The following is a 14,702-nucleotide window of genomic DNA, read 5'->3' on the forward strand; positions in this document are numbered from 1 at the left end:
AACGATGGTCGCGCTCTCTCGGGAACGCGACGAATACACTTCTCTTCGCGCCGCGGCGCAAATGTAACAAAAACGAAGAAATTAGATAGCGGTTACGACCTTTCTACGATGATCGCCGCATGAAACCTGCGGGCCTGCTAAAATGCCCGACCTTTTCGCAAGCGACGTTTTCAGACCCCCATGTCCCGACTCAATCCCCGGCAACGGGAAGCGGTGAACTACGTCGGCGGCCCTCTTTTGGTGCTCGCCGGTGCAGGCTCCGGCAAAACCAGTGTGATCACGCGCAAAATCGCGCACCTGATCCAGAACTGCGGCATCAAGGCTCAGTACATCGTCGCCATGACCTTTACCAACAAGGCCGCACGCGAGATGAAAGAGCGAGTCGGTACGCTGCTGCGCGCTGGCGAAGGACGCGGCCTGACGGTGTCGACGTTCCACAACCTGGGCCTGAACGTCATCCGCAAGGAGCACACGCGGCTGGGTTACAAGCCGGGCTTCTCGATCTTTGACGAGACTGACGTCAAGGCGCTGATGACCGACATCATGCAGAAAGAGTATTCGGGCGACGACGGCGTCGACGAAATCAAGAACATGATCGGTGCGTGGAAAAACGACCTGATTCTGCCCGCCGAAGCGCTGGAAAACGCACGCAACCCCAAGGAACAGACTGCCGCCATCGTTTACACCCACTATCAGCGCACGCTCAAAGCGTATAACGCGGTGGACTTCGACGACCTCATCCTGCTGCCGGTGAAGCTGTTCCAGGAACACGCCGACATTCTGGAAAAGTGGCAGAACAAGGTTCGCTACCTGCTGGTGGACGAATATCAGGACACCAATGCCAGCCAGTACCTGCTGGTCAAACTGCTGATCGGCACGCGCCATCAGTTCACCGTGGTGGGCGATGACGACCAGTCGATCTACGCCTGGCGTGGCGCACGGCCCGAAAACCTGATGCTGCTCAAGGACGACTACCCGTCATTGAAAGTGGTGATGCTGGAGCAGAATTACCGCTCCACCAGCCGCATCCTGCGCTGCGCCAACGTCCTGATCTCCAACAACCCGCACGAATTCGAGAAGCAGCTCTGGTCCGAAATGGGCCACGGCGACGAGATCCGGGTGATCCGCTGTCGCAACGAAGACGCCGAAGCCGAGCGCGTCGCCGTGGAAATTCTCACCCTGCACCTGCGCACCGACCGGCCTTACAGCGACTTCGCCATCCTGTACCGCGGTAACTATCAGGCCAAGCTGATCGAGCTGAAACTGCAGCATCACCAGATTCCGTATCGGCTCTCGGGTGGCAACAGCTTCTTCGGCCGTCAGGAAGTGAAAGACCTGATGGCCTACTTCCGCCTGCTTGTGAACCCGGACGATGACAACGCCTTTCTGCGGGTCATCAACGTGCCGCGTCGGGAAATCGGCTCGACCACGCTGGAAAAGCTCGGTAATTACGCCACCGAGCGCAAGATTTCGATGTACGCCGCCACCGACGAAATCGGCCTGGGCGAGCATCTGGACAGCCGCTTCACTGATCGCCTGCAACGCTTCAAGCGCTGGATGGACGGCGTGCGCCAGCAATGCGCGCAGAACGACCCTATCGCCGCGCTGCGCAGCATGGTCATGGACATCGATTACGAGAACTGGCTGCGCCAGAACAGCTCCAGCGAGAAAGCCGCCGACTACCGGATGAGTAACGTCTGGTTCCTGATCGAAGCGTTGAAAAATACGCTTGAGAAGGACGAAGAAGGCGGCATGACCATTGAGGAAGCCATCGGCAAGCTGGTACTGCGCGACATGCTCGAACGTCAGCAGGAAGAGGAAGACGGCGCTGAAGGTGTGCAGATGATGACCTTGCACGCCTCCAAGGGCCTGGAGTTTCCTTACGTGTTCATCATGGGCATGGAAGAGGAAATCCTGCCTCACCGCTCCAGCATCGAAGCCGACACTATCGAAGAAGAGCGCCGCCTGGCCTACGTGGGCATCACCCGTGCGCGCCAGACCCTGGCCTTTACCTTCGCCGCCAAGCGCAAGCAGTACGGCGAGATCATCGACTGCGCACCAAGCCGCTTTCTGGATGAGCTCCCGCCTGACGATCTGGCCTGGGAAGGCAACGACGATACCCCGACCGAGGTCAAGGCGGTGCGCGGCAATACGGCGCTGGCAGATATACGGGCAATGCTGAAACGCTGACCGGTACAAGAATCGATCATTTATTGCGCAATGGCGCAGCCAAGGAACCGAAGTGGAAGCACTGCACAAGAAGATTCGCGAAGAAGGCATCGTATTGTCCGACCAGGTCTTGAAGGTCGATGCGTTTCTCAACCACCAGATCGATCCGGCATTGATGAAAGCCATCGGCGACGAGTTCGCCCGGCTGTTCGCCGATTCGGGCGTCACCAAAATCGTCACCATCGAAGCCTCGGGCATCGCGCCTGCGGTAATGGCGGGCCTGAACATGGGCGTGCCGGTGATCTTCGCCCGCAAGCATCAGTCGCTGACCCTGACCGAAAACCTGCTGTCGGCGTCGGTGTACTCCTTCACCAAACAGGTCGAAAGCACCGTCGCCATCTCGCCGCGTCACCTGAGCAGCGACGACCATGTGCTGATCATCGATGACTTCCTGGCCAACGGCAAAGCCTCACAGGCCCTGATTTCGATCATCAAGCAGGCGGGCGCAACCGTTGCCGGGCTGGGTATCGTGATCGAGAAGTCCTTCCAGGGTGGTCGCGCCGAGCTGGACGCACAGGGCTATCGCGTCGAGTCACTGGCTCGGGTCCAATCGCTGGCTGACGGCGTCGTCACCTTCAAATAACGCTGCTCAGTTCAACACACCGAGCGTGCGCAGCCGTCGATACAGGGTGCGCTCGCTCAAGCCCAGCTCTTTCGCCAGCTCGCTGCGCGAGCCCTGAAATACGCGAAGCGCGTGGGCCAGCTTGTCCAGCCCGTCGTCCTGACGGCGATGGGGCATGCGCCCCGCGTCACCAGGCCCGCGCACATCGTCCGGCAGGTCCTGCACGCGAATCACGCCGTCATCCGTGAACAATCGAGCGCGTTCGAGAATATTGCGCAATTCACGGATATTGCCGGGGTAGCTGTACAGCCGGAGCAGCTTCATGGCTTCGGGGTCTATACGCGGCGCAGCACCTTGGGCGTTGCGTTGCAGCAGGCTGTCGATCAGCAACGCCAGGTCGTCGGTGCGTTCGCGTAGCGCGGGCAGGCGGATCGGGAAGGCGCTGATGCGATAGAACAGGTCCTGCCGGAAACTGCCCTCGGCCACCATGTCCTTGAGCGGTTTGTGGGTGGCGGTCACCAGCCGAAAATCCGAATGCACCGTTCTCAGGCTGCCCACCGGCCGAAAGCTGCCCGACTCGATCAGCCGCAGCAGTTTGACCTGCATGGCCAACGGCACTTCGCCAATTTCATCGAGAAACAGCGTGCCGCCATGCGCCGCTTCGGCCAGGCCGATCTTGCGTTGCAGCGCACCGGTGAACGCGCCCTTCTCGTAGCCGAACAGCTCGCTCTCCAGCAACGATTCCGTCAGCCCCGTGCAGTCCACCACCACCAGCGGGCCTGCGGATCTTGAGCTGCTGGCATGCAGCGCACGCGCGAACAGCTCTTTGCCGGTGCCCGACTCGCCTTGCAGCAGCACGGGAATCTGCGCGGGCGCAGCGCGTTGCAGCGCCGCCAGAACCTCCTTGAACGCAGTTGAACGACCCACCAGCCCATGCTGTTGCGGCTGAACCGAAGCCACTGCCACGGAGCTCAATCGTTCGACATAAGCAATGACCTCGCCCTGACCGTCCAAGATCGGACGCAGTTCGACATCCACATGCTCGGGGCCACGCGGGGTATGGTGAATGTGCAGCAAACGCTCAGGAAGCCTGGTTTCATAAGCCTTGCGCATGGGGCAATGCTCGCCGGCCTGGTCACAAGGCACGGCGTATTGATGCGACACCCGATAGCATTTCTCGCCCACATGCGGCACGCCCTCGACCCCGAACTGACGCTGGTAGGCAGTGTTGGCAGCGATGATGTTGTAGTCGGTGTCCAGAACGATGGTGGGGCGCGCATCGTGCTCAAGGTAGGACACCAGTGACTGCATGCGGCTGCCGGGAGCGTCGGTGGCGATGAGGGACATGAAGCTTCCTGTTCGAGTCAGCGTAAGTGCTGCACAGCTTATCTCATCGCCCTGCCATTGACTGCCATTTACTGCCAACGCTCTGCCAAAAACTGGCAGCTCACGCCCCTATAGACCGCGTACGTCTCTATGGCCCAAACCCATAAGGTGTCCGGTTTTATAGGGGTTTGGCGCATTTACGATTCGTTGGCATGTTACTTGTTACATCTATCACTAACTGCCAACCGCCTTGCCTGCCAGCGCGGGTTTCGAGCGATTTACAGCCAGGAGATTCGAAGATGATCATCGGTGAAACGCTATACGTCGAAGCGCTGTTCGACAGCCAGACCTGGACCGTCAGCTATCTGGTGATGGACCTGCCCAGCAAGCAGTGCGCAATCATCGACAGCGTGCTCGACTACGACCCCAAGTCCGGCCGTACCCGCACAGAGTCTGCAGACCGGATGATCGCGCGCGTGCGGGCCTTGCAGGCCTCGGTGCAATGGATTCTGGAAACCCACGTGCATGCCGACCATCTGTCTGCAGCGGCTTATCTGAAAGATAAACTTACCGGGCAGATTGCCATTGGCCGGCACATTACTCAGGTTCAGGAGACGTTTGGCGAGCTGTTCAACGCACCCGCCGACTTCGCCCGCAACGGCAGCCAGTTCGATGTGCTGCTGGACGATGGGGCGACATTCGCCATTGGCTCGCTGAAAGCAAAAGCCCTGCACACCCCCGGGCACACCCCTGCCTGCATGAGCTATCTGGTCGAGATCGGCGGACAAACCGTGGCATTTGTCGGCGATACGCTGTTCATGCCCGACTACGGCACCGCCCGCTGCGACTTCCCCGGTGCCAGTGCGCGTACCTTGTATCGCTCGATCCGCAAGCTTCTGGACCTGCCACCGCAAACTCTGCTGTTCATGTGCCACGACTACCTGCCCGATGGCCGGGAACTCAAGTACATGACCACCGTGGCCGAACAGCGCGCCAGCAACATCCATGTGCGCGACGGCATTGATGAAGACGCCTTCGTCAGCATGCGCGAAGCCCGCGACGCGACGCTGGAAATGCCGGTGCTCATGCTGCCCTCGGTCCAGGTCAACATGCGCTGCGGCCACTTTCCGGAGCCGGAGGAAAACGGCGTGCGCTACCTGAAGATCCCGCTTAACGCCCTTTGAGCCCAGCCCTTTTTGGAAGACCTGTCATGAATGCCCCAGCAGTAACCTGTCAGATTCTGATCGTCGGTGCCGGTGCCGCCGGTATCTCTACGGCGGCAAGCCTGCTTGCCCGCGATAAAAACCTGAGTATTACCCTGATCGACCCAGCCGAAACGCACTATTACCAACCCGGTTGGACGATGCTCGGCGCAGGTATTTTCACGCCCGAAACCACAGCCCGCAGCATGGCATCGCTGATACCCAAGGGGGTGAACTGGATCAAAGCGGCGGTGGCGACCTTCGAACCGCAGGACAACCGCGTGACTCTGCAAGACGGCCGCACGCTGGGTTATCAACAACTGGTGGTCTGCCCCGGCCTCAAGCTGGACTGGGCAGCCATTGACGGGCTGGTGGAAACACTCGGCGCCAACGGCGTGACCTCCAACTATCGCTACGATCTGGCGCCCTACACCTGGAAGCTGGTGCAAGACCTGAAACAGGGGCGTGCGCTGTTTACCCAACCGCCGATGCCGATCAAATGCGCGGGAGCGCCGCAGAAGGCCATGTACCTGTCTTGCGACCACTGGCGCAAGGCCGGTCGACAGGACCAGATCAAGACGCAGTTTTTCAATGCCGGAGCCGTGCTGTTCGGGGTCGCGGACTACGTTCCCGCCCTGATGCGCTATGTCGACCGCTACAACATCGACCTCCAGTTCAGCCACAAGCTGGTGGCAGTCGATGGGCCCGGCAAACGGGCAACATTTGTCCGCACCGGGCCTGAAGGCGTGAGTGAAACCGTCGAGCAGAGCTTTGAGATGCTGCACGTGGTGCCGCCACAGACCGCGCCGGATTTCATTCGCTCAAGCCCGTTGGCGGATGCGGCGGGTTGGGTGGATGTGGATCCGGCCACGCTTAGGCATCGACAGTTCACCAATGTGCACGGCTTGGGTGACGCCACCAACACCAGCAATGCCAAGACCGCGGCAGCCGCTCGAAAGCAGGCGCCCGTGGTTGCCCATAACGTACTGGTCGCGTTGGGTCGCCTGGCCGACCTGGTTATCTACGACGGCTACGGCTCATGCCCGCTGACGGTCGAGAAAGGCAAAATCGTACTCGCCGAGTTTCTGTATGGCGGCAAAGTCGCGCCGAGCTTTCCGCTCTGGCTGCTCAACGGACGTCAGCCAACCCGACTGGCGTGGTGGCTGAAAGAACGTGTGCTACCGCCCCTGTACTGGCACGGCATGCTCAAAGGCCGCGAGTGGCTGGCCAAACCTGAAAGGGCTGCTGCTGAACATGGATGAGCATCAACTGTTGGGCGCGGGCCTGGGTGCGATCATTGGTGCAGTGCTGGCATTGACCGGCGCAGGCGGCGGCATTCTTGCGGTGCCGTTGCTGGTGTTCGGGCTGGGGCTGTCGATTGTCGAGGCAGCGCCGGTCGGTTTGCTGGCAGTAGGCATGGCAGCGGGCGTAGGCGCCATACTGGGCTTGCGTCAGGGCATTGTTCGTTATCGTGCAGCGGCTTATATCGCCGGGATCGGGGTGTTGCTGGCGCCCTTCGGGCTGTGGCTGGCGCACCGCCTGCCCAATGCACCGTTGGCGCTGATTTTCTCAGGCGTGCTGCTGTACGCCTGCGTACGCATGTTGGTCCGGGCACAACGCGAACTGCGCGACGGAAAACCCGCCCCACGCGCCGCCGTGCTGCCTTGCGTACTCAACCCTCTGCAAGGTCGCCTGCGCTGGACCATGCCCTGCCTGCGCGCGCTGACGATGACTGGCATAGGCTCGGGACTACTGTCCGGCCTGCTCGGCGTGGGCGGTGGTTTCGTGATAGTGCCTGCACTGACGCGTTACACCGACCTGGACATGAAAAGCGTCATGGCGACCTCGCTGGCAGTGATCGCACTGGTGTCGACCGGCAGCGTCATCAGCGCCTCGCTGAGCGGTGTGATGCACTGGAGCATCGGGCTGCCGTTTGCACTGGGTGCGATGATCGGCCTGCTGGCGGGCAGGCAAATATCGCGCTACCTGGCAGGGCCGCGCTTGCAGCAATTGTTTGCTGCCTGCGGAATTGTGGCCGCTGGCCTGTTGGTGATGTCGGTGCTGCAGGGCTGATAATCCTGCCCATGCTCTGCGTCACATCCCGGAGCGTACCGCGCAGAAGCGGGGAACGATCATTGGGCGGTATTCTGCAATCCGGCCAGCAGCAGCCTTTGATACAGCTCCTCTCGTAAACCCTGCGGCTGGTCGAGTTGCATGCGCTGTAAGTGTTCGGGATAGGCCTCGGGTTCTGGCGCGTCCAGGGTCGCTTTGCCCAGTTCCAGAATCTCGGTGACCTTGAATTTGCCTTTGAGCCAGTTCAGCGCCCTCAATAAATCACGTTCCTCTGGCGTAAAGTCGCAGCCCAGCGGGTATTCGGTAAACAGCGATGGATGACGCGTTGCGATGTCCTTCAGGCGTTCCGGCGTGTTCTGGGTAAAGCGAGGGTCCAGACTGAAGTGCTTCGGCAGCTTACCGGCCTTTTGCGCCTGCTCGATCAGGCCAGGCTGAAAGCGCGAATCGCTGATGTTCAGCAGGCGCTCGATCACCGTTGCATCGGTCTGACCACGCAGGTCGGCGATGCCGTACTCGGTCACGACGATGTCACGCAGATGCCGGGGAATGGTTGTGTGGCCGTATTCCCAAACGATATTGGAGCTTGTCTCGCCACCCGATTCCCGCCAGCTGCGCAGCATCAGAATGGAGCGGGCATCTTCAAGTGCGTGCGCCTGGGCCACGAAATTGTATTGCCCGCCCACGCCGCTGAGCACGCGCCCATCTTCCAACTGATCGGCCACCGCCGCGCCCATCAGGGTAACGGTGAACGCGCTGTTGATGAACCGCGCATCACGGCGTTGCAGACGCTTGAGTTCTTCATGGCCATACAGTTCGTTGATGTAGCTGATGGCGGTCATGTTGAATTGCGCCAGACGCTCAGCGGGCAGCTCGCGCAGTCGCTCGTAGAAACTGGTCGGGCCGAGGAAGAAGCCGCCGTGCACCACGACGCCATCGGGGTGGGCGTTTTCATCCAGCGTGCCCATGTTGGCCAGCCGTTGCAGCTCTGCGTCGGGATAGACCTTGCGCCGAATGATCCCGGCATCGGCCAGCACCAACAGCCCGTTGACGAACATTTCACTGCACCCGTAAAGACCGCTGGCAAACGGCTGCATTCCGCCCTCACGATCGATCAGGGTTTGCCAGTTGCTCATGTTCAACTCGGCCAGCAGCGCACGCCACGTGTCATTGTCCGCCTGGCGCGCCAGCAGCGCGCCGGTCAACGCATCGCCCATTGAGCCGATGCCGATCTGCAAGGTGCCACCGTCACGCACCAGCGTGCTGGCGTGCAGGCCGATCAGATGGTCCTGATAGCCCACCGGCATGTTGGGCGTTGAAAACAACGTACTGCGCTCCTCCTCGTCCAGCAACAGGTCGAACGCCACTTCGTCCAGCTCGGAGTCGCCGGGCATATACGGCAGGTCGGCATGCACCTGCCCCAGCATCAGAATGGTCTCCCCCGCTGCACGGCGCTTGGCGATCATGGGCAGCAGGTCCAGCGTCACATCGGGGTTGCAACTCAAACTCAGCCTGCCCGGCCGCTGATCGTCACGGGCCACCAGTTGCGCCACCAGATTCAGACCGCTGGCGTTGATGTCCCGGGCGGCGTGGCTGTAATTGCTGCTCACGTAATCCTGCTGGGCAGACTCGCTGTTGAGCAGGCTGCCCGGTTGCATGAAGAACTGCTGAACGCGAATGTTGCCTGGCAGGCTGTCACGGCGCAGTGCCGTCAGGAAATCGAGTTCGGGATAATCACCGAAAATGCGCTCCAGAAACGGTTCCAGAAAGCGCGCCTGCAAGCCCTCGCCAGGCGTGGGTCGGCCCAGGCTCAACGCGGTATAGATCGTCAAACGCCGTTCGGGCAATTCACTGATCCGTTGATACAGCGCGTTGACGAATCGATTGGGCTTGCCCAACCCAAGCGGCATGCCGAGGTGGATATGCTCGGGCAACTGCGACAGTACGTGATCGACGGCGTGCTCAATGGAACAGGACTGCGGCATCCCAGCTCTCCTGAATGGTTATTGGATGCAGCTTGGACAGGTGCGGGCAGGAAAGTGCTGCGTGGCGTGTGATTTGATCGTTGCAGGCTCTGCACTCCGCGTTGCACACCGGCCCTCACGGAAGGAATGCGGTGATGACCGTTCTCATCTCACGCTCCAGCGTGGGCACGATCACTTCAAACCCGACATCGTCTGAATGGCAGCCTTGAGGTCTTCATCCGAGCAATCGCCGCATGTCCCTTTGGGCGGCATGGCGTTGATGCCGGTAATGGCTTTGGCCAGCAGGCCGTCGAGGCCACCCTCTTTCTGGGAACGCTCGGTCCAGGCGACCGTATCACCGATTTTCGGCGCGTTGGGCATGACGCCGCTGTGGCAGACCTGGCAGTGCTTGGCAATCACGTCGTCCACCGATCGGGTAGCGCCACTTGCCTGCGAGCCCGCCACCTGCACGCCAGGACATTCTTTGCCTTGAACACAGACCTGCCCGACGGGTTCGAGGCGTCTGGCGATCTCTTCATTGCTTGCCGCCTGAGCGTTAAACACCCAGAAAGCCAACGCGGCAGCGATGGCCGGAAACGTGTTTATCAGGTTCACACTTAGCACCCTCAAGGTGACGGAGTCACGCCTGCGGGGACGGGCTGGCAGGCCGAAAAAGTATAGCCCTCGGCTGCCCTGGCCGACACGCGCCTGCAGTCAGAAGGCGTGTTCGGCGACGAACACGAGGGACAACGCCAATGCCGCAAAGCGCCTGAAAACAGGGGCCGCAGGTCAGTTGCGGTTAGAAATTGGCGGGCGTGGCTGCGCTGATTAGTCGCGCTGGGACGTCGAACGGATTGCGAAAACGATGCGGGCGAGTGCTTTCAAAGTAGTAGCTGTCACCGACGTCCAGCGTGTAGGTGTCCAGACCAACTACCAGCTCAAGACGTCCTTCGACGACAATCCCGGTTTCCTCACCTTCATGAACCAGCATTTCTTCACCCGTGTCGGCACCGGGCGGGTAGGTTTCCGTCAGAAAAGCGATGGCGCGGCCCTGATGCGATTTGCCGACCAGTTTCATGGTCACTGCACCGTCCGAGATATCGATCAATTCACTGGCTTTGTAAACCACTTGAGCCGCATTTTGGGGTTCGATTTCTTCGGAGAAGAATTCGACCATCGACATCGGAATCCCGCCAAGCACCTTGCGCAGGGAGCTGATCGAAGGGCTGACGCTGTTTTTCTCGATCATGGAGATAGTGCTGTTGGTCACACCGGCCCGTTTGGCGAGTTCACGCTGGGAAAGGCCTTTGAGCTTGCGGATCGATTGCAGTCGTTCACCCACGTCCAATGCGGCATACCCCCAGATTTAGTCAGGCCAAGTCGTTATGAGCGCCATGATGGCACAGCGTTCAATATTTACAACACTCGACCGGCGACCGGGTATTTCGGGGCGTTGACGATAAAACGCAGGCTTAGCCTTCTGAGTAGACGCGCGGAACGCGGCGCAGATTGCAGAATATCTGGTACGGAATCGTGCCTGCCTGAGCGGCCACGTCACTGGCCAGCACTTGCTTGCCCCACAGCTCGACACGGCTGCCAAGACCCGCTTGCGGACATTCGGTCAGGTCCACACTGAGCATGTCCATCGACACGCGTCCGACCAGCCTGGAAGCATGGCCATCAATGAAAACCGGTGTACCCGAAGGCGCGTGGCGCGGATAACCGTCGGCGTAGCCCATTGCTACGACGCCGATACGTGAAGGACGGTCTGTCACGAAGGTGGCGCCGTAGCCTACCGGCTCACCCACGGCCACCTCGCGTACGCTGATGATTTTCGACTCCAGCGTCATGACCGGCTGCAAACGATCCGCCAGCGCTTGCGACTCGTTGAACGGCGTGGCCCCGTACAGCATGATGCCAGGGCGCACCCAATCGCTCTTGATCGCTGGCCAGCCCAGTACGGCAGGCGAGTTCTTCAGGCTGGTTTCTGCGGACAACCCCTGACGGGCGGCCTCGAAAACCGCCACTTGATCGTCACTGGCCGAACAGCCCAATTCGTCGGCACGCGCAAAATGGCTCATCAGCACGATGTTGGCCACCTTGCCGGTTGCCAACAGACGCTCATACGCGGCGCGATACTCGTGCGGGTACAAGCCAACCCGGTGCATGCCCGTGTCGAGCTTCAGCCAGACCGTCAACGGTTTGCTGAGACGCGCCTGCTCGATAGCTTCCAGCTGCCACATCGAATGCACTACCGTCCACAGATCGTGCCGGGCGATCAATTCCAGTTCGTCGGCCTCGAAAAAACCCTCCAGCAGCAGGACGGGCGCGGAGATACCGGCCGCACGCAACTCCAGCGCCTCTTCGATGCAGGCCACTGCAAAGCCATCTGCCAGGGTTTCCAGCGCCTGAGCGACACGCACGGCACCGTGACCATAGGCATCGGCCTTGATCACGGCGAGCGCTTTGGCACCGGCGCTTTCGCGGGCCAGCTGATAGTTGTGACGCAGGGCTTGAAGATCGACGAGGGCGCGAGCTGGACGCATGGGAACGGTATTGCCTGAAGAGGTGTGTTAAAAAAAAGGCCCGACGCCGAGGGTGCGTCGCCGGGCCAAGGAAAAACGTTACGGCAGTGCAGCGACGACCGAGAGCTCGACCAGAATTTCCGGCTCGCACAGCTTGGCTTCCACGGTGGCGCGCGCAGGTGCCACGCCTTTTGGCAGCCATTTGTCCCAGACACTGTTCATGCCGGCAAAATCGGCGTCAATGTCTTTCAGGTAGATGGTCACCGACAGGATGCGGGTCTTGTCAGTACCGGCCAGACCAAGCAGGCGCTCAATGCTGTCCAGCGTCTCTTTGGTCTGCTTCTCGACACCGGCGGTCATGTCATCACCCACTTGGCCCGACAAATAAACGGTGCCGTTGTGGACAACGATCTGACTCATGCGCTCATTGGTGAGCTGGCGCTGGATTGACATGCTTGGCTTTCTCCTGGGTACTGCCGTAACGGGAAATATCAAGGCCTTCGGCGCTGATCTTGGGTGTTTCATGGGCCATCAGGTCGGCCAGCAAACGGCCGGAACCACACGCCATTGTCCAACCCAGCGTACCGTGGCCGGTGTTGAGGAACAGGTTGCGCAACGGCGTGGCACCCACGATCGGCGTGCCATCCGGCGTGGTGGGACGCAGCCCCGTCCAAAAACTGGCCTGGGCCAGGTCGCCGCCCTGAGGATAGAGGTCGCCGACGATCATCTCCAGTGTTTCGCGCCGACGCGGATTGAGCGACAGGTCGAAACCGGCAATTTCGGCCATGCCGCCAACCCGGATACGGTTGTCGAAGCGGGTGATGGCGACCTTGTAGGTTTCGTCGAGGATGGTCGACGTCGGTGCCATGTTCGGGTTGGTGATCGGGATGGTCAGCGAGTAGCCCTTGAGCGGATAGACCGGCGCCTTGATGCCCAGCGGCTTGAGCAACTGCGGCGAATAGCTGCCCAGCGCCAGCACGTAACGATCGGCGGTTTCCAGCTTGCCGTCGATCCACACACCATTGACGCGGTCGCCTGCGAAATCCAGACGTTCGATGTTCTGCCCGTAACGGAACTCAACACCCAAGGCTTCGGCCATTTCAGCCAGACGCGTGGTGAACAGTTGGCAGTCGCCGGTCTGGTCGTTGGGCAGGCGCAGCGCGCCACTCAGAATGCCGGTCACGCCCGCCAGCGCCGGCTCGACCCGGGCAATGCCTTCGCGGTCGAGCAGCTCATACGGCACGCCGGACTGTTCGAGGACGGCGATGTCCTTGGCAGCGTTGTCCAGCTGCGCCTGGGTGCGGAACAGCTGGGTCGTGCCCAGGCTGCGGCCTTCGTACGCGATGCCGGTTTCCAGGCGCAACTCATCGAGACAGTCACGGCTGTACTCGGACAATCGCACCATGCGCTCTTTGTTCACGGCGTAACGGCTGGCCGTGCAGTTGCGCAGCATTTGGGCCATCCACAGGTACTGGTCGATGTCAGCCGTGGCCTTGATCGCCAGCGGAGCGTGACGTTGCAGCAACCACTTGATCGCTTTGAGCGGCACACCAGGCGCGGCCCACGGAGAGGCATAGCCTGGGGAAACCTGACCTGCGTTGGCAAAACTGGTTTCCATTGCAGCAGCAGGCTGACGGTCCACGACGGTGACCTCAAAGCCTGCCCGCGCCAGATAATAGGCACTGGTGATGCCGATCACACCGCTACCAAGGACCAGAACGCGCATGTTGTTGACCTCATCGCGGATATCCGCTGACGTTTTGAAGTTTTAAGCAAGGATGTGCCCAGTATATTGAGCATTGAGCAGTGCTTTTAACTGTATAAATGCTTATATTCGGTGCAAATCAACGGCAAAGAACATTTTCGTAGAGGGGATTACTCACGTGCGCACCGAGCACCAGTCAAAACGTGAGCTGGACAAGATCGACCGCAACATTTTGCGCATCCTTCAGGCCGATGCGCGCATCTCGTTTACCGAGCTGGGCGAACGCGTAGGGCTGTCGACCACCCCTTGTACCGAGCGGGTTCGAAGACTTGAGCGCGAGGGCATCATCATGGGTTACAACGCCCGCCTGAACCCGCAGAGCCTCAAGGCCAGCCTGCTGGTGTTCGTCGAGATCAGCCTTGATTACAAATCCGGGGACACCTTTGAAGAGTTCCGCCGCGCCGTGCTCAAGCTGCCCCATGTATTGGAGTGCCATCTGGTGTCCGGGGACTTCGACTACCTGGTGAAAGCACGGATTTCGGAAATGGCGTCGTACCGCAAATTGCTCGGCGACATCCTGCTCAAACTGCCGCACGTGCGCGAATCGAAGAGTTACATCGTAATGGAGGAGGTGAAAGAGAGTCTGAATCTTCCGATCCCGGACTGAGCGAAAAGGCTAGACCAGTACCTGCCGGGTCGAGGCGATATAGTCATGCACCTGCTTTTCGACGCGAGGATGAATCAGCTCCACGGGGCGTCGCCCATTCGGGCATGGCAGGGTTTGGGTCGTGCCGAACAGGCGGCAAATCAACGGGCGCTCGTCGTACACCGTGCAGCCTTGAGGCCCCAAATGTACGCAGTTCAGCTCATTCAGCGCAGCGTCCTGCTCGGCGGCGGTCTTACGCGGCAGGCGGGCCATTTCTTCGGATGAAGTAGTCACCGGCCCACAGCAGTCATGACAGCCCGGAACGCATTCGAACGACGGAATCTGGCGGCGCAGCTCGCGGATTTTATGAAGGTTGCAGCTCATTGAAACAATCACCCTGACACAATGCCTGGATTTTGCCTCAGTTGGCAGGCTCAGGACAGCAGCTTATCCTCACCCCACCTCACGACGCC

At 60.4% G+C, this 14,702-nt stretch carries 14 protein-coding genes; 6 read left to right on the forward strand and 8 right to left on the reverse strand.

Annotation, left to right across the window (positions count from 1 at the left end):
• Positions 1–180: 180 nt before the first annotated feature.
• On the forward strand, positions 181–2,190 hold the full coding sequence (gene rep / locus ALP40_RS21365; protein ID WP_122210164.1) for a DNA helicase Rep: 2,010 nt from the start codon (positions 181–183) through the stop codon (positions 2,188–2,190).
• A gap of 52 nt (positions 2,191–2,242) precedes the next feature.
• A complete protein-coding gene (locus ALP40_RS21370) occupies positions 2,243–2,812 on the forward strand; it encodes a xanthine phosphoribosyltransferase (RefSeq protein WP_122210165.1) in 570 nt (189 codons plus the stop codon).
• Positions 2,813–2,818: 6 nt separating this feature from the next.
• On the opposite strand, the gene ALP40_RS21375 is transcribed toward ALP40_RS21370, so the two are convergent.
• Positions 2,819–4,138, reverse strand: a complete 1,320-nt coding sequence (locus ALP40_RS21375) for a sigma-54-dependent Fis family transcriptional regulator (protein ID WP_122210166.1) — start codon at positions 4,136–4,138, stop codon at positions 2,819–2,821.
• Positions 4,139–4,416: 278 nt separating this feature from the next.
• Between ALP40_RS21375 and ALP40_RS21380 the strand changes: the two genes are divergently transcribed.
• The 3 genes from ALP40_RS21380 to ALP40_RS21390 are packed head-to-tail and all read left to right on the forward strand — an operon-like array spanning position 4,417 to position 7,392.
• Complete coding sequence (locus ALP40_RS21380; RefSeq protein ID WP_122210167.1) at positions 4,417–5,301, forward strand: MBL fold metallo-hydrolase; 885 nt, start codon at positions 4,417–4,419, stop codon at positions 5,299–5,301.
• A 26-nt stretch (positions 5,302–5,327) separates the two neighbouring features.
• On the forward strand, positions 5,328–6,581 hold the full coding sequence (locus ALP40_RS21385; RefSeq protein ID WP_122210168.1) for an FAD/NAD(P)-binding oxidoreductase: 1,254 nt from the start codon (positions 5,328–5,330) through the stop codon (positions 6,579–6,581).
• Positions 6,574–7,392, forward strand: a complete 819-nt coding sequence (locus ALP40_RS21390) for a sulfite exporter TauE/SafE family protein (protein ID WP_122210169.1) — start codon at positions 6,574–6,576, stop codon at positions 7,390–7,392. The genes ALP40_RS21385 and ALP40_RS21390 overlap by 8 nt, the downstream gene beginning before the upstream one ends.
• Positions 7,393–7,451: 59 nt before the next feature.
• Here the strand turns inward: ALP40_RS21390 and ALP40_RS21395 are convergent, their stop codons facing one another.
• From ALP40_RS21395 to dadA, 6 genes are all read right to left on the reverse strand, one after another.
• Positions 7,452–9,374: an acetyl-CoA hydrolase/transferase C-terminal domain-containing protein gene (locus ALP40_RS21395; protein ID WP_122210170.1), complete on the reverse strand. Its 1,923-nt coding sequence runs from the start codon at positions 9,372–9,374 to the stop codon at positions 7,452–7,454.
• A 171-nt stretch (positions 9,375–9,545) separates the two neighbouring features.
• The gene (locus ALP40_RS21400; protein ID WP_122210171.1) at positions 9,546–9,968 is read right to left on the reverse strand and encodes a cytochrome c5 family protein; all 423 of its coding nucleotides are present in this window, start codon (positions 9,966–9,968) and stop codon (positions 9,546–9,548) included.
• Between the two features lie 184 nt (positions 9,969–10,152).
• On the reverse strand, positions 10,153–10,701 hold the full coding sequence (locus ALP40_RS21405) for a cupin domain-containing protein (RefSeq protein WP_122210172.1): 549 nt from the start codon (positions 10,699–10,701) through the stop codon (positions 10,153–10,155).
• A 124-nt stretch (positions 10,702–10,825) separates the two neighbouring features.
• Entirely contained in the window at positions 10,826–11,899 is a 1,074-nt protein-coding gene (alr, locus tag ALP40_RS21410) for an alanine racemase (RefSeq protein WP_122210173.1), read from the reverse strand.
• A 78-nt stretch (positions 11,900–11,977) separates the two neighbouring features.
• Positions 11,978–12,331 (reverse strand): RidA family protein, encoded by a 354-nt coding sequence (locus ALP40_RS21415; RefSeq protein ID WP_122210174.1) that lies wholly within the window; start codon positions 12,329–12,331, stop codon positions 11,978–11,980.
• A complete protein-coding gene (gene dadA / locus ALP40_RS21420) occupies positions 12,303–13,604 on the reverse strand; it encodes a D-amino acid dehydrogenase (RefSeq protein ID WP_122210175.1) in 1,302 nt (433 codons plus the stop codon). Before dadA ends, ALP40_RS21415 begins: the two co-directional genes overlap by 29 nt.
• A 157-nt stretch (positions 13,605–13,761) precedes the next feature.
• Between dadA and ALP40_RS21425 the strand changes: the two genes are divergently transcribed.
• Positions 13,762–14,250 (forward strand): Lrp/AsnC ligand binding domain-containing protein, encoded by a 489-nt coding sequence (locus ALP40_RS21425; RefSeq protein WP_122210176.1) that lies wholly within the window; start codon positions 13,762–13,764, stop codon positions 14,248–14,250.
• Positions 14,251–14,259: 9 nt separating this feature from the next.
• Here ALP40_RS21425 and ALP40_RS21430 read toward each other — a convergent pair whose 3' ends face one another.
• Entirely contained in the window at positions 14,260–14,613 is a 354-nt protein-coding gene (locus ALP40_RS21430) for a YkgJ family cysteine cluster protein (RefSeq protein WP_122210177.1), read from the reverse strand.
• Between the last annotated feature and the right edge of the window lie 89 nt (positions 14,614–14,702).

This window comes from Pseudomonas viridiflava, from assembly GCF_003702045.1.
Classification (GTDB): Bacteria; Pseudomonadota; Gammaproteobacteria; order Pseudomonadales; family Pseudomonadaceae; genus Aquipseudomonas; species Aquipseudomonas viridiflava_C.

What these genes read in the sequence shown, in the direction of transcription:
- ALP40_RS21430 (WP_122210177.1), bottom strand. Translation starts at nt 14,613, where the DNA reads ATGAGCTGCAACCTTCATAAAATCCGCGAGCTGCGCCGCCAGATTCCG.
- ALP40_RS21395 (WP_122210170.1), bottom strand. Translation starts at nt 9,374, where the DNA reads ATGCCGCAGTCCTGTTCCATTGAGCACGCCGTCGATCACGTACTGTCG.
- ALP40_RS21380 (WP_122210167.1), top strand. Translation starts at nt 4,417, where the DNA reads ATGATCATCGGTGAAACGCTATACGTCGAAGCGCTGTTCGACAGCCAG.
- rep (WP_122210164.1), top strand. Translation starts at nt 181, where the DNA reads ATGTCCCGACTCAATCCCCGGCAACGGGAAGCGGTGAACTACGTCGGC.
- ALP40_RS21385 (WP_122210168.1), top strand. Translation starts at nt 5,328, where the DNA reads ATGAATGCCCCAGCAGTAACCTGTCAGATTCTGATCGTCGGTGCCGGT.
- ALP40_RS21375 (WP_122210166.1), bottom strand. Translation starts at nt 4,138, where the DNA reads ATGTCCCTCATCGCCACCGACGCTCCCGGCAGCCGCATGCAGTCACTG.
- ALP40_RS21415 (WP_122210174.1), bottom strand. Translation starts at nt 12,331, where the DNA reads ATGTCAATCCAGCGCCAGCTCACCAATGAGCGCATGAGTCAGATCGTT.
- dadA (WP_122210175.1), bottom strand. Translation starts at nt 13,604, where the DNA reads ATGCGCGTTCTGGTCCTTGGTAGCGGTGTGATCGGCATCACCAGTGCC.
- ALP40_RS21390 (WP_122210169.1), top strand. Translation starts at nt 6,574, where the DNA reads ATGGATGAGCATCAACTGTTGGGCGCGGGCCTGGGTGCGATCATTGGT.
- alr (WP_122210173.1), bottom strand. Translation starts at nt 11,899, where the DNA reads ATGCGTCCAGCTCGCGCCCTCGTCGATCTTCAAGCCCTGCGTCACAAC.